The following is a 17,521-nucleotide window of genomic DNA, read 5'->3' as shown; positions in this document are numbered from 1 at the left end:
GGTGGGGGCACCTCCCGCTTGCGGGGGCAAGGCGGCGTGTTCACGAGGAGTATGCCGAATTCTCTTCAACGTAGCCGTGAGACAGGTCGGTGGTGCGGATGGCTGCCTGGCCGTCGCCCATCTTGAGGTCGACGAGGACGTCGATATCCCCACCTGACAGATCCACCTGGCGTGCGCCGGCGGCCCCGACTCCGTCGACGCACACCGGAGAACCGTTGAACGACAAGGTGATTCGATCTGGGTCGAGGCTGATCGGCGCCATCCCGACCGCCGCCAGCACCCGGCCCCAGTTAGGGTCGGAGCCGAACAACGCGGTCTTGACCAGGTTGTCGCGGGCGACCATCCGGGCGGCGGCGAGCGCGTCGTCCTCGGTGGCGGCGCCCGTCACGGTCACGGTGACCCGTTTGGTGACGCCCTCGGCGTCGGCCTGCAGCTGTGCGCACAGGTCATCACAGACGCGCAGCACGGCGTCGTCGAGATCGGTTTGGGACGGCGCGATCTCGCTTGCGCCCGATGCCAACAGCAGCACGGTGTCATTCGTCGAGCAGCTGCCGTCGACGTCGAGTCGGTCGAACGTCCGCGCGGTGGCCCGGCGCAGCGCGTCCTCGAGCGCGCCGGCCTCCGCGACCGCATCGGTGGTGAGCACACACAGCATGGTCGCCAGCGACGGCGCCAGCATCCCGGCGCCCTTGGCCATCCCACCGATCGTCCACTTGTCCGGATGGTGCAGCGCAACCTGTTTGGGCGCGGTGTCGGTGGTCATGATGGCCCGCGCGGCCTCGTCTCCGCCGGCCAGCCCGCCGGCCATCTCGTGCACGACGTGACCGACCCCGGCGAGAACCTTGTCCATCGGCAGCCGGTCACCGATCAATCCGGTGGAGCACACCGCGACTTCGATCGCGCCCGTCTCGGTGCCCCAGTCCGACAAGGCGGCGGCCACTGCTTCGGCGGTGGCATGGGTGTCGGCAAAGCCGTCCGGACCGGTGCACGCGTTGGCGCCGCCGGAATTCAGGATCACCGCCCGCAACCGGCCGGCAGTCAGCACCTGTTGCGTCCACAGCACCGGAGCCGCCTTGACCTGATTGCGGGTGAATACTGCGGCGGCCGGGTAGTCCGGGCCCTCGTTGAACACCAGCGCCAGATCCAATGCACCTGACGCTTTGATCCCGGCGGCGATGCCGGCAGCACGGAAACCGGCCGGAGCCGTCACTCCTTGGGCGCGCACCAGACGCGCGGCGTCAACGAGGTCGGTCACGGCGCCACCCCGACCACCGAAAGGCCCTCGGTTTCCGGCCAGCCCAGCGCCAGGTTCATCGACTGCACGGCGGCGCCCCCGGTGCCCTTGACCAGATTGTCGATCGCCGAAATAGCGATGAACGTGGCGGCGTCCTCGTCGACCGCGACCGCGATGTGTGCGGCGTTACTGCCGATCACCGCACCGGTACGCGGCAGTTGTCCTTCGGGTAGCAGATGAACGAAAGGTTCCGCGTGGTAAGCCTTTTCGTAGGCAGCGCGCAGCTGCGACAGCGGTGACTGGGTGCGGGCCGTGCAGGTCGCCAGGATGCCGCGCGAGGTCGGGATGAGCACCGGTGTGAACGACACGGTGACGTCCCGGTCGGTAACCTGCTTCAGCCCCTGGGGGATTTCGGGTGTATGCCGGTGCGCGCCGGCGATGTTGTAAGCCCGCGCCGAACCGATGACCTCCGACCCAAGCAGGTCTGTCTTCGCGGCCCGGCCGGCACCCGAGGTGCCGCTGACTGCGACGACGGTGACGGCGGGATCGATGAGGTCGGCGGCCAACGCGGGGAAAAGTGCCAACAACGCGGCGGTCGGATAGCAGCCCGGTACCGCGACGCGCCGGGCACCGCGCAACGCCTCCCGTCCGCCGGGCAGCTCCGGTAGCCCGTAGGGCCAGTTGCCGGCGTGCGTAGAGCCGTAGAAGCGCTGCCATGCGTCCGCGTCGATCAGACGGAAATCCGCACCGCAGTCCACCACCAGTGTCTGGGGGCTCAGTTGTTGCGCCAGCGTCGCCGAGTGCCCGTGCGGGAGCCCGAGGAAAACCACGTCATGGCCATCCAGTACCTCGACCCTTGTGGGCTCGAGCACTCGCTGGGCCAGTGGTAACAGGTGCGGGTGGAGGTCAGCGAGGGTGCTGCCTGCACTGGCGGCAGCGGTCAGCGCGCCGATCGTCAGCCGCCCGTCGTGGTAAGCCGGGTGCCCGAGCAGCAGCCGCAGGATCTCGCCGCCCGCGTAGCCGCTGGCACCTGCCACCGCCACCCGTATCCCCTGGGTCATACGACCAATCGTTGCATGACTATGCATTCACTTGCAAATTCATTCCACCGGCCGGGCAGACGCAAAGGCGCCGCGACACGCCGGACAGTGGGGACTTTTCTGTCTGCTCGCCATCAGGTGCGCAGCTCCGCGCCGACCCGCTCGGCGGCGCAGCGCACCGCCGCATCGCGGGCCGCGCTGGCCTCGTCCTCGGTGAGCGTGCGATCCGCCGCGCGGAACCGGAGCGCGAACGTCAGCGATTTGCGATTTTCCCCGAGCTGAGGGCCGGTGTAAACGTCGAATAACCGCACATCCTCCAACAATTCCCCGGCGCCGTCGCGGACCGCCTGTTCCACGGTTTGCGCGGCGATATCCGCGTCGACCACGAGGCTGACGTCTTGGAACACGGCGGGAAACGGCGAAACCCGCGGCGCCGGCAACGACTCGACGATCGGCATAGCGTCGAGGTTCAGTTCGACCGCGCAGGTGCCCTTGGGCAGGCCCGATCTTTCGATTACCGCGGGGTGCAGTTGGCCGGCGTGGCCGATGACGGTGTCGCCGACCAGCACTTCGGCGCACCGGCCCGGATGCCACGGCAGATAGTGTGCAGCGCGTAGCGCCAGCTCAATTCCGCTGGCACGGGCGATGATTCGGACTGCGTCGAACGCATCGGCCGCTTCCGCGGGCCGGCCGTCGCCCCACGGGCCGCGCGGTTCCCTCAGCCCGGTCAACACCGCGGCCACATGCTGGGGTTGGCGTGGCAGCGATGCGTCGAGCAGGGCGATTTCCTCGTCGGTGGGACGCCGGTGTACCGGGATGAGGCCGACGCTCTTCGTCTGCTCGGTCCGCTGCACCACCTGCGCGATCGCGAACAGTGCGACATCGACGATGCCGCGAGACACGTTGCGGCCCAGTGCTTCCAGCAGGCCAGGCAGCAGCGTGGTGGCCAAATGCGGCCGATCGGCCTCCAGTGGGTTGAGCACCTGCGTGGTGTGACGCCGCGCGTCGTCGACGGGCAGACCCCAGGCGTCGAAAACTCCGGCGGGCAGAAACGGCGTCGGCAGGACCTCCACGTAGCCCGACAGCGCCAGCGACTTGCCGATCGCGCGGCGGCGCCGTTGGCCGGCCGACAGTCCGCGCCCGGCCGGCGCCGACGGCAGCACCGACGGGATGAGTTCCAGTCCCTCTAGCCGCAGCACCTCCTCAACCAGGTCGGCGGGCTGGCGCAGGTCGGGCCGCCAGCTCGGCGGCGTCACGGTCAGGCTGTCCCCGTCGCCGGTCACCGCGGCGCCGATTTGGGTCAGCCGCCTGGCGGTGGTGCCCGGCCGATAGTCAACCCCGGCCGTGCGGTCCGGCAAGTCGGCCGCGATCGGGATCGGCGGCAGCGACCAGTCGTCCCGCGGCGGGTCACCCCGCCAGTCGGTCAGCGTTTCAGACACCTCGCCGCCCGCGATCTCGGCGAGCAACGTGGCGCAGCGGTCCAACGCCGCCACCGAGATGGCCGGGTCGACCTCGCGCTCGTAGCGACGGGCCGCCTCGCTGGGCAGGCGCAGTCGCCGTGCGGTGCGAGATACCGCGGCCGGATCCCATACCGCGGCCTCCAGCAGCACGTCGGTTGAGTCGTCGCGCATCTCGGTGCTGCCCGAGCCCATCACTCCGCCGATCGCCGCGGTCGCGACGTCGTCGATGATCAGGACGTCGGCCGGATTGAGCCGGCGCTCGATGTCGTCGAGGGTTACTACGGTTTCGCCGGGCCGAGCGAACCGTACCGCGAAGCCGCCGGTGATCCGCTTGAGATCGTGCGCGTGCATTGGGTGACCGAGTTCCAGCATCACGTAATTCGTTGTGTCGACGGCCGGCGAGATCGCCCGGATACCCGAGAGCAACAGCCGGCGCTGCAGCCACCATGGCGACACCGCGGTCGGGTCGATTCCGGTGACCGGACGCAGTGCGAACCGTTGCACACCGGTCTCCGGCTGCACCGTCAACGGCCAGGCGCCCGCCTCGCGGGGCAGCGGAGGAACATCGGCCGGGTCGACGAAGTCGAGGTCGTAGGCGCAGGCGATCTCGCGGGCCAAACCGCGAACCGACATGCAGTAACCCCGGTCCGGGGTGATGGCCAGGTGGAAGATCACGTCGTCCAGGCCCAGCACCTGGACACCGTCGGCGCCGGGTTCAGCCGTTCCGGGCGGCAGCACCAGGATGCCGGAATGGTCTGCGGCCAAACCTAATTCGGCCGCAGAGCAAATCATTCCGTCGGAGGTGCGACTGTAGGTCTTGCGCTCCGTGATCGTGAAGCCACCCGGCAGCGTGGTCCCGGGCAGCGCGACCGCTACCAGATCGCCGGTCACAAAGTTGGTTGCACCGCAGACAATCTCGCGTGGTTTATCTTCGCCGACGTCGACTTTGCAGGCGCGGATCGGCTTTTTGAATTCGCTGAGTTCTTCGATATCGGTTACCCGTCCGACGGTCAGCGGTCCGTCGACGGGGCCGAGCGTGATCACCTCTTCGATTTCGTGCCCGATGCGCACGAGCGCCTGTTCGAGTTCGTCGGGAGTCACGCCCCAGCCTGGGGCACCGACCGCGACGACGTCACGCAGCCAGCTGTACGGGACGCGCATCAGGCACCCACCCCGAACGGCAACGAGAACCGGACGTCGCCCTCGACCATGTCGCGCATGTCGGGGATGCCGTTGCGGAACTGCAGAGTGCGCTCCAGCCCCATCCCGAATGCAAAGCCCGAATAGACCTGTGCATCAATACCGTTGGCGCGCAACATATTCGGGTTCACCATTCCGCAGCCGCCCCACTCCACCCAGCCGGCACCACCCCTCTTGTTCTCGAACCACACGTCGACTTCCGCAGACGGCTCGGTAAAGGGGAAGAAGTGCGGACGAATCCTGGTGCGAGCCTGCGGCCCGAACTCGGCCCGGGCGAACGCGTCGAGCGTTCCGCGCAGATGCGCCATCGACAGACCGCGATCCACCGCGAGCCCCTCCACCTGATGGAAGACCGGCGTATGGGTGGCGTCGAGCTCGTCGGTGCGGAACGTGCGACCGATCGAGAGGACATAGACCGGCAGCTCGCGCTCGAGCAGTGTGCGCACCTGCACCGGCGACGTGTGGGTGCGCAGCAACTGACGGGAGCCTTCCGGAGCGATATAGAAGGTGTCTTGTTCACTGCGCGCCGGGTGATCGGCTGGGAAGTTCAGGGCGTCGAAGTTGAACTGCTCGGTTTCCACCTCCGGCCCGTCGGCAAGCTCCCACCCCATCGCGATGAAGGTGTCGGCGATGTGCTCGGCCAGAATCGTGATCGGATGCCGCGCCCCGGTCGGCTGGCGGCTCGACGGCAACGTCACGTCGATGCGCTCGGCGATCAACACGGCCGCATCCCGCTCGGCGCGCAACGCCGCCAGTCGTTCGTCGTAACTGCGTTGGACCTCGCCGCGGGAACTGTTCACAAGCCGGCCGGCGTCGGCGCGGTCGGCCTTAGGGATAGTGGCCAAGGCCTGGCGGGCCAGCGCCACCGGCGAGCGATCACCGAGGTGCTCGGTCTTGGCGCGTGCCAGTGCGTCGAGATCGGCCGCGCCTGCGAAAGCTTGCCGGGCTGCGTTGACCGCTGCGGTCAACGCCTCCGGCGACAGGTCGACGGGCTGGTCACCCACGCGGCGACACTCTCCTTGCCTTGCTGGGGCTTTTTCGGGCGGGTTTCGCGGCACAGCGTGACGCGCAAGTGCCGATCATATGTGGTCACGTCAGCAGCGATCGGCAGCGAGCCCGTGTCCCGACGGGAAGGCGTCAGCCGTTGAGCACCGGCTCCGCAGCCGCCACCGCGGCCACCGGCAGTCGACGGCGCAACAGTGAGCGGGAGATCCCCACAGCCGCCAGCGCACCCAATAGGCCGACGACGCCCCCGATCAGCGTCCTCCACTCCCCGTGCGCCAAGATCAGGAATCCAAAGCTCGCACCAACCGCCAGCAACGCGCATCGCACCGGGGTCCACCGGGCCGGGCCGGGCAACCTGATGGAGACCAGCATGCCCAGCGCTAATGCGATGGAGTGCCCAACGTCGGTGAAATCGTCGCTCAACGCCGCGGCGACGATGCCGACCGGGAGCCACCAACCGAGCCAGGCCGGCCGCCACTGGCGAGGGACGGCTGCCGTCAGCGCGCCCAGCACCGCCACGGCGCCATAGCTCACGCCGACATCACTGGCACGTGAGATCGACAGCGGTAACCAGCCGAGTTCGATTGCCGCGGTCAGTCCCACGGCGACCAGCAGCGTGGCACCAACATGGCCGGTGACGAACACCAAGGCCAATCGACCACTGCGCCAAATAAGCTCGGCGAGAGCGAGCAGACAAACTAGGCAGGGTAACCAGAACCAGATCGGGCCGGCATCGGTGACGAATGCGCTACCGAACAGAGTCGCCAGATGACCATGGGCCAGGTTGTGCAGGTTGGTGCTGGCCAGCGCGATGACGTGCGCACGCACCCGCGGACCGAGGTCCACGAGCACAACACTGACAGTCACCAAAGCGAGCGCGTAACCCAGCGTGATCCGGACGCGCCCCAGCCGCGACAATAGGCGGAATATCATCGCCATCTACTATGCCTGGGGATTGTCATCATCTGAGTTATCGAAACCTGACAAGTCCCTGACAGTTTCGGCGGAGGCCTTGAGCCGGAAAATGGCCAAGTCGGCTGGCAGCCCGGGGGTTTTACCTGCGAATACCGGTCGGTGTACCCGCTTGGCAGTGACGCCCAGCGCGTCCAAATCCGCCTGCGCGAGGTGGTCCAGTGTGGCGCCGGACACCATGACTCCTCCCCTGGTGGCGCGCTCCATGACCCGGGCGGCGACGTTGACGTCGACCCCGAGCCAGTCCGAGGCCAGCCGCTGCGGGTGCCCGGTGTGGATGCCCACCCGCATCCGCGGTGTGTAGCCGTCGACGTCGACCTTTTTCAACGCTTTGCGGGCGGCGAGGACCGCGGTCACGGCCACGAGCGGATCGGCGAACACCGCCATGATGCCGTCGCCCATCCGTTTGACGATGTGACCGCCGGCATCCAGCAGTGGTGGTTCAACCGCCCGCGCCACTCGCCGCAGCAGCTTGAGGGTCGCGTCGTCACCGGCTTGCAACGACCACGTCGAGAAACCCACCAGATCGGTGAAGACCAACGTGACCTCTGGGTTGGCCGGGCGCCGAGATACCGCCTCGGTCATTGCCTGCCACACTTGCAGCGCGCCGAGACCGACCTCGCGAGACGCGCCGCCACGCTCGCCCAGCAGCCGGCCCGCTGCTCGCGCGGCGGCGCGGGGCCCGCCTTCGCCGGCCGTTGACAGTGGATCGCCGAATTCGGGATCGCCGGGCAAGACACGGCGCGCCCGACGGACCATTGCGATCACGCTCGGACTCTGGTTGGTGCTGCGCAGCCACTCGGCGGCACTGTGCAGTGACACCGGAGAACGCTGTCGCGAACCAGGCAAATCCGGCGTGGCCACCGTCTGCTCGGGCTCGCCGGACGCCGGTTGGGGCCCGAGTTCCACAGCGCCCAGGGTAGGTGGTGTCGGGAGAGACCGGCAATGACCGTCGTCGTGGTTTCGGTTACGACGCCCGGCGCTGGCATGCCCCGCATACCGGCGCGAAGCCACCCCGGGTGTTCGGAAACCTGCGACAAACCGCCTGATCACATCGTTACGACGCTCGGGTTGATACTCGGTAACGGCGCGTCGCGCCACGCCCCGAAATCGTAGACAACGTGTGTTGTCAGCCTTATCGTGAGACTCATCGCTCCTCAGGACCAGGAGGCCGTGATGACTACGACAGTGATGTCATCGATGACGTCGGTTCAACCCGAGCCGGTCGAGCAGCGCGACGAGAAACCGGTTCGGCGCGGCCCATTGGGGCCGGAGTCGCTGACCTGGAAGTATTTCGGTGACCTGCGCACCGGAATGATGGGCGTGTGGATCGGCGCGATCCAGAACATGTATCCGGAATTGGGCGCCGGCGTCGAGGAGCACTCCATCCTGTTGCGCGAACCACTGCAGCGCGTGGCGCGCTCGGTGTATCCGATCATGGGCGTCGTCTATGACGGCAACCGCGCGGCCCAGACCGGTGAGCAGATCAAGCAGTACCACCACACCATCAAGGGAGTCGACGCGACCGGCCGCCGCTACCACGCGCTGAACCCGGAGACGTTCTACTGGGCGCATGCGACGTTCTTCATGCTGGTGATCAAGGTGGCCGAGTACTTCTGCGGCGGGTTGACCGAAGGCGAGAAGCGCCAGCTGTTCGACGAGCATGTGCAGTGGTATCGGATGTACGGGATGAGCATGCGGCCGGTACCCAAGTCTTGGGAGGACTTCCAGGAGTACTGGCAGCGGGTCTGCCGCGACGAGCTGCAGATCAATCAGGCCACTCTGGACATCTTCCAGATTCGCATTCCCAAACCGAAGTTCATGCTGATGCCCACGCCGGTGTGGGATCAGCTGTTCAAGCCGCTGGTCGCGGGGCAGCGCTGGATCGCGGCGGGGCTGTTCGAGCCGGCTGTTCGCGAGAAGGCCGGAATGCGGTGGACACCCGGCGACGAAGTGGTGCTGCGGCTATTCGGCAAAATGGTCGAGCTGGCGTTTCTGGCGGTCCCTGACGAAATCCGTTTGCATCCTCGAGCATTGGCCGCCTATCGGCGGGCGGAGGGCCGGGCTGCAGGCGATGCCCCGCTGGTGGAGGCGCCGAGCTTCATGGCGCCACCGCGGGACCGCCGGGGCCTGCCAATGCATTACTTCCCGCCCCGCAGAACGATCTTTGAGCGGGCCGGATCGCTGGTGCACACCACTTTCTCGCTGGCCGGGCTGCGGCCGGCGCGGGGTCGCGGCAAGGCCGCCTAAAGGTTGGGGCCCGCCCGCTGGGCTCGTGCGCTCTGGTAGAGACAGATTGCCGCCGCGGCAGCCACATTGAGGCTTTGCGCACCCCCGGACATCGGAATCGCCACTCGGTTGTCGGCTTGTCGAGCCAGCTGAGGCGCTAGGCCGTGGGACTCGGCGCCGAACAGCCACGCCGTCGGTCCGGCGAGCTCAGCATCGTCAAGGGACAACTCACCGTCCACCGTGGTGGCCAGTACCCGCAGCCCGGCAGCCTGCAGCGCGGTGACAGCCGCGCCGACGCCCGGCGCGACGACGACCGGTATGGAGAAGACGCTGCCAGCCGACGCGCGCAGACATTTACCGTTGTACAGGTCGACGCTGTACCCGGCGAAGATGACCGCTGCGGCGCCCATCGCGTCGGCGATGCGGATCAACGTTCCGGCGTTGCCCGGCTCACGGATTTCCACCCCCACCGCGACCAGCGCTGGCGCGCCGGCCAGCACATCGTGCAGAGCCGGCTCGGGCCGCTCGCACACCGCTACCAAGCCGGCTGGAGTCACGGTGTCCGATAAGGCTTTTGCGGCGCGCTCAGTCACCAGGTTTACCGCGGCGTCTTGCCGGTCGAGCAGAGCGTCGTACCGTTGCGCAGCCGCCTCGGTTACGAAGACTTCACGGATAAGTCCGCGCTCGGACGCGGCTTCGACCAAGTGCGGGCCTTCCACCAGGAAGCGCTGCGTCCGGCGCCGCGCGATCTGCCGGTGAAGTTTGACCGCAGCGGCCACCCGGGCCGATCGTTCGGTGAGCACCGGGTGCGAAATCACAACCGCCGGGCGGGGTTAGGCAGCCTCTCCGGAAGGCGCATTGACATCGTCGGGCAGTGCGGCCCGAGCGACACCGACGAGCGCGGTGAACGCCGCCGGATCGCTCACTGCGATCTCGGCGAGGTTCTTGCGGTCGACCTCGACCCCGGCAGCCTTCAGACCCTGGATAAGCCGGTTGTAGGTGATGTCGTTGGCGCGGGCCGCCGCGTTGATCCGCGAGATCCACAGCTTACGGAACTCGCCCTTGCGCGCACGGCGGTCGCGGTAGGCGTAGTTCAGTGAATGCAGTTGCTGCTCTTTGGCTTTGCGGTAGAGGCGGGATCGCTGGCCGCGATAGCCCTTCGAGGCCTTCAGAATGGTGCGCCGCTTCTTCTGGGCGTTGACTGCCCGCTTTACGCGTGCCATGGGTGTTCCTATCGTCGTCTGGACGTAATGGTTGTTACGCCGCTGCCTTCTTTACGGGCGTCGGTCAGCCGTTCAGCATCTTGTTGACCCGCTTGGTGTCGTTGCCAGACACGGCGGTACGCCCCTCCAGCCGTCGCGTTCGGGTGCTCGGCTTGTGCTCGAGCATGTGCCTGCGATTGGCCTTCTGACGCACGATCTTCCCGGTTCCGGTGCGCCGGAATCGTTTCGACGCCCCACTGTGGGTCTTGGTCTTGGGCATATGTCCTCAGTTCTGCTGTATCAGTTCGGCGACGGTTCGGTGTCGCTGTTCGGTGCGGGGTTCGCGGGCTGGGGCGTGGGGCCACCGGCCTGTTGGGCCGCACGCGCGCGAGTCTTCGCGCCGCGGTGCGGTGCCAACACCATCGTCATGTTGCGTCCGTCCTGCTTGGCCGACGTCTCGACGAATCCGTAGTCGGCGACGTCGGTGCCCAGGCGCTGCAGCAGCCGATAGCCCAGCTCGGGCCGCGACTGCTCACGTCCGCGGAACATGATCGTTACCTTGACTTTCGATCCCGCCTCCAGGAATCGGATCACGTGGCCCTTTTTGGTCTCGTAGTCGTGATCGTCGATCTTGGGTCGCAACTTCTGTTCTTTGACGACGGTTTGCTGCTGGTTCTTGCGAGACTCGCGCGCCTTTTGCGCCGCCTCATATTTGAACTTGCCGTAGTCCATGATCTTGCAGACCGGTGGCCTGGCGTTTGGCGCAACTTCGACAAGGTCGAGATCGGCATCCGCGGCGACGCGGAGGGCATCTTCGATACGCACGATGCCTACCTGCTCCCCTCCCGGGCCGATCAAGCGGACTTCAGGTACGCGGATGCGCTCGTTGACGCGGGTCTCAGTGCTGATGGGGCCTCCCTGGGTCGTATTCCTCGTTGCGAACGACACCGGGCCGGTCCGGAGTCAGCGGTGGGAATACCACGCCATCAGCAAAAAAGCCCTGCTTAAGCAGGGCCCGGTGCCGACCGGTCGCGGCAACAGCCGCCTGCGGAATGCAGAACCGGCACCGCTGGTGTGCCGATGACCGGACCGCTGAGCCTCGAAACGATCTTGTGGCCAACGGTGGGAGTGGGACTCCACTTGCTGTCTCTGGCCTTCGCCTGAGACGGTCGCGCAGGTAAGTCTAGCAGTGCCGACGCATCAGACGGCGATCCAGCCGTCGAGGTGGCCGCCTCCCGCCGTGCCAGCGCGACGACGCCTAGCCGGTCGAGCCGCCGACACGTGCGATTCCATGCCTTCCGGACATAGGCATTCCATAGCTAGAACGAATATCCTCGCGGTCTGTGACACTCACTGCGTCTCGCCCGCGGAGCCGGTCGACTTCCCGGCTGCGCTGGGTGCCCGCGGCCGCCGGGTGGACGGTTGGCGTCATCGCCACGCTGTCGCTGATCGCCAGCATGTCGCCGGTGATCCGGTGGGCGATCAAGGTGCCACGGGAATTCATCAACGACTACCTGTTCAACTTCCCCGACACCAGTTTCGCCTGGTCGTTCGTGCTGGCCTTATTGGCCGGCGCGCTCACCACGCGCAAGCGCATCGCATGGTGGCTGCTGGTCCTCAACCTCCTGCTGGCTGCCGGGTTGAACATCGCCGGTCTGACAGCCGAACACGTCACCCCGCTGAGGACCCTCGGCGAGACGCTCGGGCTCGGTTTCCATCTGGCCGCGCTTTTGGTGCTGGCCTTGGCCTACCGGGAGTTTTGGGCCAAGGTCCGGTCGGGTGCGCTCTTTAAGGCGGCCGGAGTCCTGATCGCCGGCTGGGCGATCGGAATCGGGCTGTCCTGGCTGCTGGTCGAAACGTTCCCGCACACGCTGGCGGAGGACGACCACTTGTTCTACGTGGTGAACCGGGTGGTTGGATTCGCCGTCGCCGACCCGGGTTCGTTTGAGGGCAGGCCGCACGTCTTCCTCAGCGCCCTTATGGGACTGTTCAGCGCGATGGCGCTGATCGCTGCGGCGATCGTGCTGTTCCAATCACAGCGCGCCGAAAATGCACTCACAGGCGAGGACGAATCCGCCATCCGCGGGCTACTCGAGCTGTATGGCAACAACGACTCCTTGGGCTACTTCGCCACTCGCCGAGACAAGTCGGTGGTTTTCGCGCCGAGCGGCCGGGCCGCGATCACCTACCGCGTCGAAGTCGGCGTCTGTCTGGCCAGCGGAGACCCGATCGGCGACCCCCGGGCGTGGCCGCAGGCCATCGACGCCTGGTTGGCGCTGTGCCAGACCTACGGCTGGGCGCCCGGGAATATGGGTGCCAGTTCGGCCGGGGCTAAAGCGTTCCGCGAGGCTGGCCTGAACGCACTCGAGCTGGGCGACGAAGCCATTTTGTACACAGGGGATTTCAGGCTCTCCGGACGAGAGATGCGCGGCGTGCGCCAGGCCGTGACCCGGGCCCGCCGCGCCGAGCTGTCGGTGCGCATCCGCCGACACCACGACATCGATCCTGACGAGATGAAGCGGGTGCTGGCGCGTGCGGAAACGTGGCGCGACACCGAATCCGAGCGCGGGTTCTCGATGGCGCTGGGCCGGCTCGGTGATCCGGCCGACGGTGACTGCCTACTGGTCGAGGCCGTCAAACCCGACGGCACTGTGGTCGCGATGCTTTCGCTGGTGCCGTGGGGCCGGAACGGCGTTTCGCTGGACCTCATGCGTCGTTCGCCGGATTCCCCCAATGGGACCATCGAGCTCATGGTCAGCGAGCTCGCTCTACACGCCGAACGCATCGGCATCAGCCGTATTTCGCTGAACTTCGCAATGTTCCGATCCGCGTTCGAACAGGGTGCCCAACTCGGCGCCGGCCCGGTGGCCCGATTGTGGCGTGGATTCTTGGTGTTCTTCTCGCGGTGGTGGCAGTTAGAGACGCTGTACCGCTCGAACATGAAGTATCAACCCGACTGGGTGCCCCGCTACGCCTGCTACGAGGACGCTCGGCTGATCCCCCGGGTTGGCGTCGCCTCGGTGATCGCGGAGGGCTTCATTGTGCTGCCGTTCACTCGGCGCAACGAACAGCACACGGGCCATCACGCGGCCGTACCGCCAACGCTGTTGGCGACCGGACTCTTGCACCAGGACGGTTCGGCGCCCGACGTCTCCGCGTTGCAGCAGACCGACCTCGGGGCCGGAGACGACGGCGACCGTCGGCTGCCAGAACAGATGCGAGTCCGGCTGTCCAAGCTAAAGATGCTGCAGAACAGCGGCATTGACCCCTATCCGGTGGGACAGCCACCCAGCCACACGATCGCCCAGGCGTTGGGCAGTGACGACCAGGCGACCGTCTCGGTGTCGGGACGCGTGCTGCGGATCCGGGACTTCGGCGGTGTGCTGTTCGCCCAATTGCGCGACTGGTCAGCAGAAGTGCAACTGCTGCTGGAGAATTCAGTTCTGGAACATGGGAGCACCACAGATTTCACCAAGGCCATCGATCTCGGCGACTTGGTCGAAGTGACCGGTGAGATGGGATACAGCAAGACCGGGACCCGGTCACTGATCGTTCGCAGCTGGCGACTGATCGGCAAGTGCTTGCGGCCGCTGCCCAACAAGTGGAAGGGGCTGACCGATCCGGAAGCGCGAGTGCGCAGCCGCTACGTCGACCTGGCTATCAACGCCGAATCGCGCGAACTGATCGCGGCTCGCAGCGATGTGCTGCGCGCCATCAGAGAAACCCTGAGCGCCAAGGGCTTTCTGGAAGTCGAGACCCCGATCCTGCAACAAATTCACGGCGGTGCCACGGCTCGCCCGTTCATGACCCACATCAACAGCTACGACCTCGACCTGTACCTGCGGATCGCGCCTGAGCTCTATCTGAAGCGGCTATGCGTCGGTGGAGTGGAGCGGGTGTTCGAGCTGGGCCGGGCATTCCGCAACGAGGGGGTCGACTTCAGCCACAACCCAGAGTTCACCCTGCTGGAGGCCTATCAGGCGCACGCCGACTACACCGATTGGATCGATGGTTGTCGGGAGCTGATTCAGAACGCCGCCCAGGCCGCAAACGGAGCGCAGGTGGTGATGCGGCCCCGCCCGGGCGCCGCCGATGACAGTCTGGATGCGGTCGACATCTCCGGTGTCTGGTCGGTGAAGACCGTGCACGACGCGGTCTCCGAGGCGCTCGGTGAGCACATCGACGCCGACACCAGCTTGGCCAAACTGCACAAACTGTGCGACGCCGCGCACATTCCCTACCTGGCGCAGTGGGACGCCGGCGCGGTGGTGCTGGAGCTCTACGAGCATCTGGTCGAGGATCGGACCGAACTACCGACTTTTTACATCGACTTTCCCCTGTCGGTGTCGCCGCTGACCCGGCCACACCGCAGCAAGGCCGGCATTGCCGAACGCTGGGACTTGGTGGCCTGGGGTGTCGAGCTGGGCACCGCCTATAGCGAGCTCACCGACCCGGTCGAGCAGCGGCGCCGCCTGCAGGAACAGTCCCTGCTGGCCGCCGGCGGGGATCCCGAAGCCATGGAGCTCGACGAGGACTTTCTGCAAGCGATGGAATATGCGATGCCGCCCACCGGTGGTCTGGGGATGGGCGTCGACCGCGTCGTCATGCTCATCACCGGCCGCAGCATCCGCGAGACGCTGCCCTTCCCTCTGGCCAAGCCGCGATAGCCAACCTCGCCTAACGGGCCCCGTACCGTTTGAGCAACCGATCGGTGAATCCAGTGCTAAAAGCGCGCAACAAATACCACAATGGACCATGTGACGGGTTCAACGACGAGCCTGGCGTTTCCGGTGTTGGCAGAGCACCACACCTCATTGATGCACGGCTGGATCCCCGGCACGGCCCAGGCCGTCGCCGTGACGGTGCTGCTGCTGGCGGTCGGGTGGCGATCGCGCCGCTGGCGGCTGCTGTGGCTACCCGCGGCGGTAGCCGTCGGAGCCGGGGTGGCCGGTTGGGCGCACTGGTACATCACCGCCGGCGGTCTTGCCGACGACCCCGCACCGCGCCTGCTGTGGTGGTGGATCGCCTGCAGTGGCGCCGCGATCGCCATCGTGATCCTGGGCTGGCGCAGCGCAGCCTGGTGGCGGCGCGGCGCATCGCTGCTGGCCGTGCCGCTGTGTCTACTCAGCGCGGCACTGGTGCTCAACCTATGGGTCGGCTACTTCCCCACCGTGCAGACCGCGTTGAATCAGCTCACCGCCGGACCTCTGCCCGACCAGACAGACCTGGCCACCGTCAACGCGATGGCGGCCAGAGGCGCACAGCCCCAACACGGCAGCCTGGTGCCGGTGGCGATCCCCGACGACGGGTCGCACTTCAAGCATCGCGGTGAACTGGTCTACCTGCCGCCGGCGTGGTTTGCCAGTACTCCGCCGCCACAGCTGCCGACGGTGATGATGATCGGCGGTGAGTTCAACACGCCCGGCGACTGGGCGCGAGCCGGCAATGCGGTGAAGATGATCGACGACCTGGCGGCCGCGCACGACGGAAACGCCCCGGTGTTCGTCTTCGTGGATTCCGGCGGAGCGTTCAACAACGACACCGAATGCGTCAACGGGACCCGTGGGAAAGCGGCCGACCACCTGACCAAAGACGTCGTGCCGTACATGGTCTCGAGTTTTGGTGTCAGCGCCGATCCGTCGCACTGGGGCATCGTCGGCTGGTCGATGGGCGGGACCTGCGCGGTGGATCTCACGGTCATGCACCCAGACCTGTTCAGCGCATTTGTCGACATCGCCGGCAACATGGGCCCGGACGCCGGAACCAAGGCGCAGACCATCGCCCGGCTGTTCGGCGGCAGCGCCGACGCGTGGGACGCGTTCGACCCGGCCACGGTCATCACCAGGCACGGCCGATACGACGACGTCTCGGGCTGGTTCGACATTTCGTCGGACAACGCGCCGAAGCGGTATCGCAGTATCGCGGTGGCCGGCCCCGGCGCGATCGGGCTGGGCGGTCAGGACGCAATCGGCAACCCGAACGACCAGACCGCGGCCGCGGAGCGGCTGTGCAGACTGGGCCGCACCAACGGCATCGACTGCGCGATCGTCGCCCAGCCCGGCAAACACGACTGGCCTTTCGCAAGTAAGGCTTTCGCGACGGCGCTGCCCTGGCTGGCCGGCCAGCTGGACACTCCTGAGGTGCCATGGATCGCTCTGCCGTCCGCGTCGCCTCAGCCGATGTCGGCGGCGGCACCGCGCACCGAGCCCGTCGACAGGTAAGCGTTCGGTATCTCCGACCGGCGCGGGTACCGTGAAACCATGCCCGATGAGCCGACGAGTTCCGCCGCCGAGTCCGACGTCGACCCGGGCTACACGAGTTCGGGCGTTCCGACGTTCGATTCGGTCCGTGAGAAGATCGAGACGCGTTACGAGACATCAATCGGCGCAGCCGAATTGGATGCCGAGAGCCCCGAAGGCCGTGACATCGAGGAGCAATACCAGGAGCGGCAACGCGCAGCGGCCGAACGGCTGGCTCAAATCCGTGAATCGATGCGCGACGGCAGCTAGGCGCTGACCTTGCGCCGTCGGTTTGAGCGCCGAGGCGCGGCGGTCGCTGCCCCGGTGCCGCTGAGTGTTTCGGCGAGGAACTTGCCGGTATAGCTTTCCGGCACCGCCGCGATGTCCTCCGGCGTGCCCTCGGCGACGATGGTTCCCCCTTCGGCACCGCCCTCCGGCCCCATGTCGATGATCCAGTCCGACGTCTTGATCACGTCCAGGTTGTGTTCGATCACGATGACCGTATTGCCCTTGTCCACAAGGCCGTTGATGACGCTCAGCAGCTTGCGGATGTCGTCGAAATGCAGCCCGGTGGTGGGCTCGTCGAGGATGTAGATGGTCCGGCCCGTCGAGCGCTTCTGCAGTTCCGCGGCCAGCTTGACCCGCTGCGCCTCACCACCGGACAGCGTCGGCGCGGGCTGGCCCAGCCGGACATAGCCCAGCCCGACGTCGACGAGCGTGCGCAGATAGCGATGGATCCCGGTGATCGGCTCGAAGAACTCCGCCGCCTCCTCGATCGACATGTCCAGCACTTCGGAGATGGTCTTGCCCTTGTAATGCACTTCCAGGGTTTCCCGGTTGTACCGGGCGCCGTGGCAGACCTCGCACGGCACGTACACGTCGGGCAGGAAGTTCATCTCGATTTTGATGGTGCCGTCCCCCGTGCAGGCCTCGCAGCGAC

Annotated in this window: 15 protein-coding genes; 4 read left to right on the top strand and 11 right to left on the bottom strand. The window is 66.7% G+C overall.

Features of this window, described 5'->3' with window-relative positions; translation table 11 throughout:
- Positions 1-40: 40 nt before the first annotated feature.
- The 6 genes from argJ to ACLQI9_RS25450 form a co-directional block, all read right to left on the bottom strand.
- Positions 41-1,255, bottom strand: coding sequence for a bifunctional glutamate N-acetyltransferase/amino-acid acetyltransferase ArgJ (gene argJ, locus ACLQI9_RS25475; RefSeq protein ID WP_442380219.1), 1,215 nt, complete (start codon positions 1,253-1,255; stop codon positions 41-43).
- The gene (gene argC, locus ACLQI9_RS25470) at positions 1,252-2,295 is read right to left on the bottom strand and encodes an N-acetyl-gamma-glutamyl-phosphate reductase (protein WP_442380217.1); all 1,044 of its coding nucleotides are present in this window, start codon (positions 2,293-2,295) and stop codon (positions 1,252-1,254) included. The genes argJ and argC overlap by 4 nt, the downstream gene beginning before the upstream one ends.
- Before the next feature lie 113 nt (positions 2,296-2,408).
- Entirely contained in the window at positions 2,409-4,895 is a 2,487-nt protein-coding gene (gene pheT, locus ACLQI9_RS25465; RefSeq protein ID WP_442380215.1) for a phenylalanine--tRNA ligase subunit beta, read from the bottom strand.
- Entirely contained in the window at positions 4,895-5,938 is a 1,044-nt protein-coding gene (gene pheS / locus ACLQI9_RS25460) for a phenylalanine--tRNA ligase subunit alpha (RefSeq protein WP_442380213.1), read from the bottom strand. The genes pheT and pheS overlap by 1 nt, the downstream gene beginning before the upstream one ends.
- Positions 5,939-6,071: 133 nt before the next feature.
- Positions 6,072-6,872: a rhomboid-like protein gene (locus ACLQI9_RS25455; protein ID WP_442380251.1), complete on the bottom strand. Its 801-nt coding sequence runs from the start codon at positions 6,870-6,872 to the stop codon at positions 6,072-6,074.
- Positions 6,873-6,881: 9 nt separating this feature from the next.
- A complete protein-coding gene (locus ACLQI9_RS25450; protein ID WP_442380211.1) occupies positions 6,882-7,820 on the bottom strand; it encodes an adenylate/guanylate cyclase domain-containing protein in 939 nt (312 codons plus the stop codon).
- A gap of 291 nt (positions 7,821-8,111) precedes the next feature.
- Here ACLQI9_RS25450 and ACLQI9_RS25445 point away from each other — a divergent pair, with 291 nt between their 5' ends.
- Positions 8,112-9,161 carry an oxygenase MpaB family protein gene (locus ACLQI9_RS25445; RefSeq protein ID WP_442380249.1) on the top strand — a complete coding sequence of 350 codons (1,050 nt, stop codon included), beginning with the start codon at positions 8,112-8,114 and terminating at the stop codon, positions 9,159-9,161.
- On the opposite strand, the gene ACLQI9_RS25440 is transcribed toward ACLQI9_RS25445, so the two are convergent.
- From ACLQI9_RS25440 to infC, 4 genes are all read right to left on the bottom strand, one after another.
- Entirely contained in the window at positions 9,158-9,943 is a 786-nt protein-coding gene (locus ACLQI9_RS25440) for a TrmH family RNA methyltransferase (protein ID WP_442380247.1), read from the bottom strand. The two genes, ACLQI9_RS25445 and ACLQI9_RS25440, sit on opposite strands and share 4 nt — an antisense overlap.
- A gap of 30 nt (positions 9,944-9,973) precedes the next feature.
- On the bottom strand, positions 9,974-10,363 hold the full coding sequence (rplT, locus tag ACLQI9_RS25435) for a 50S ribosomal protein L20 (RefSeq protein ID WP_422227544.1): 390 nt from the start codon (positions 10,361-10,363) through the stop codon (positions 9,974-9,976).
- 64 nt (positions 10,364-10,427) lie between these two features.
- Positions 10,428-10,622 carry a 50S ribosomal protein L35 gene (gene rpmI, locus ACLQI9_RS25430; protein WP_442380209.1) on the bottom strand — a complete coding sequence of 65 codons (195 nt, stop codon included), beginning with the start codon at positions 10,620-10,622 and terminating at the stop codon, positions 10,428-10,430.
- 20 nt (positions 10,623-10,642) lie between these two features.
- Positions 10,643-11,251 (bottom strand): translation initiation factor IF-3, encoded by a 609-nt coding sequence (infC, locus tag ACLQI9_RS25425; RefSeq protein ID WP_442380245.1) that lies wholly within the window; start codon positions 11,249-11,251, stop codon positions 10,643-10,645.
- Positions 11,252-11,685: 434 nt separating this feature from the next.
- Here infC and lysX point away from each other — a divergent pair, with 434 nt between their 5' ends.
- From lysX to ACLQI9_RS25410, 3 genes are all read left to right on the top strand, one after another.
- Positions 11,686-15,009: a bifunctional lysylphosphatidylglycerol synthetase/lysine--tRNA ligase LysX gene (gene lysX, locus ACLQI9_RS25420; RefSeq protein WP_442380207.1), complete on the top strand. Its 3,324-nt coding sequence runs from the start codon at positions 11,686-11,688 to the stop codon at positions 15,007-15,009.
- An 81-nt stretch (positions 15,010-15,090) separates the two neighbouring features.
- Positions 15,091-16,563 carry an alpha/beta hydrolase gene (locus tag ACLQI9_RS25415; protein ID WP_442380205.1) on the top strand — a complete coding sequence of 491 codons (1,473 nt, stop codon included), beginning with the start codon at positions 15,091-15,093 and terminating at the stop codon, positions 16,561-16,563.
- A gap of 39 nt (positions 16,564-16,602) precedes the next feature.
- Entirely contained in the window at positions 16,603-16,851 is a 249-nt protein-coding gene (locus tag ACLQI9_RS25410) for a hypothetical protein (RefSeq protein WP_442380203.1), read from the top strand.
- Here ACLQI9_RS25410 and ACLQI9_RS25405 read toward each other — a convergent pair.
- Positions 16,848-17,521, bottom strand: a 674-nt coding sequence (locus ACLQI9_RS25405; RefSeq protein ID WP_442392353.1) for an ATP-binding cassette domain-containing protein, incomplete at its 5' end; no start/stop codon positions are given. The genes ACLQI9_RS25410 and ACLQI9_RS25405 overlap by 4 nt on opposite strands.

Source organism: Mycobacterium sp., assembly GCF_052143115.1.
In the GTDB taxonomy this organism is placed as follows: Bacteria; Actinomycetota; Actinomycetes; order Mycobacteriales; family Mycobacteriaceae; genus Mycobacterium.
The sequence above is the reverse complement of the archived record's forward strand: the minus strand, read 5'-3'. Positions and strand labels throughout refer to the sequence as shown.

Coding starts and splice junctions, on each gene's coding strand:
- argC (WP_442380217.1), bottom strand. CDS start 2,295: ATGACCCAGGGGATACGGGTGGCGGTGGCAGGTGCCAGCGGCTACGCG.
- pheT (WP_442380215.1), bottom strand. CDS start 4,895: ATGCGCGTCCCGTACAGCTGGCTGCGTGACGTCGTCGCGGTCGGTGCC.
- ACLQI9_RS25455 (WP_442380251.1), bottom strand. CDS start 6,872: ATGATATTCCGCCTATTGTCGCGGCTGGGGCGCGTCCGGATCACGCTG.
- ACLQI9_RS25445 (WP_442380249.1), top strand. CDS start 8,112: ATGACGTCGGTTCAACCCGAGCCGGTCGAGCAGCGCGACGAGAAACCG.
- rplT (WP_422227544.1), bottom strand. CDS start 10,363: ATGGCACGCGTAAAGCGGGCAGTCAACGCCCAGAAGAAGCGGCGCACC.
- rpmI (WP_442380209.1), bottom strand. CDS start 10,622: ATGCCCAAGACCAAGACCCACAGTGGGGCGTCGAAACGATTCCGGCGC.
- ACLQI9_RS25415 (WP_442380205.1), top strand. CDS start 15,091: ATGGACCATGTGACGGGTTCAACGACGAGCCTGGCGTTTCCGGTGTTG.
- ACLQI9_RS25410 (WP_442380203.1), top strand. CDS start 16,603: ATGCCCGATGAGCCGACGAGTTCCGCCGCCGAGTCCGACGTCGACCCG.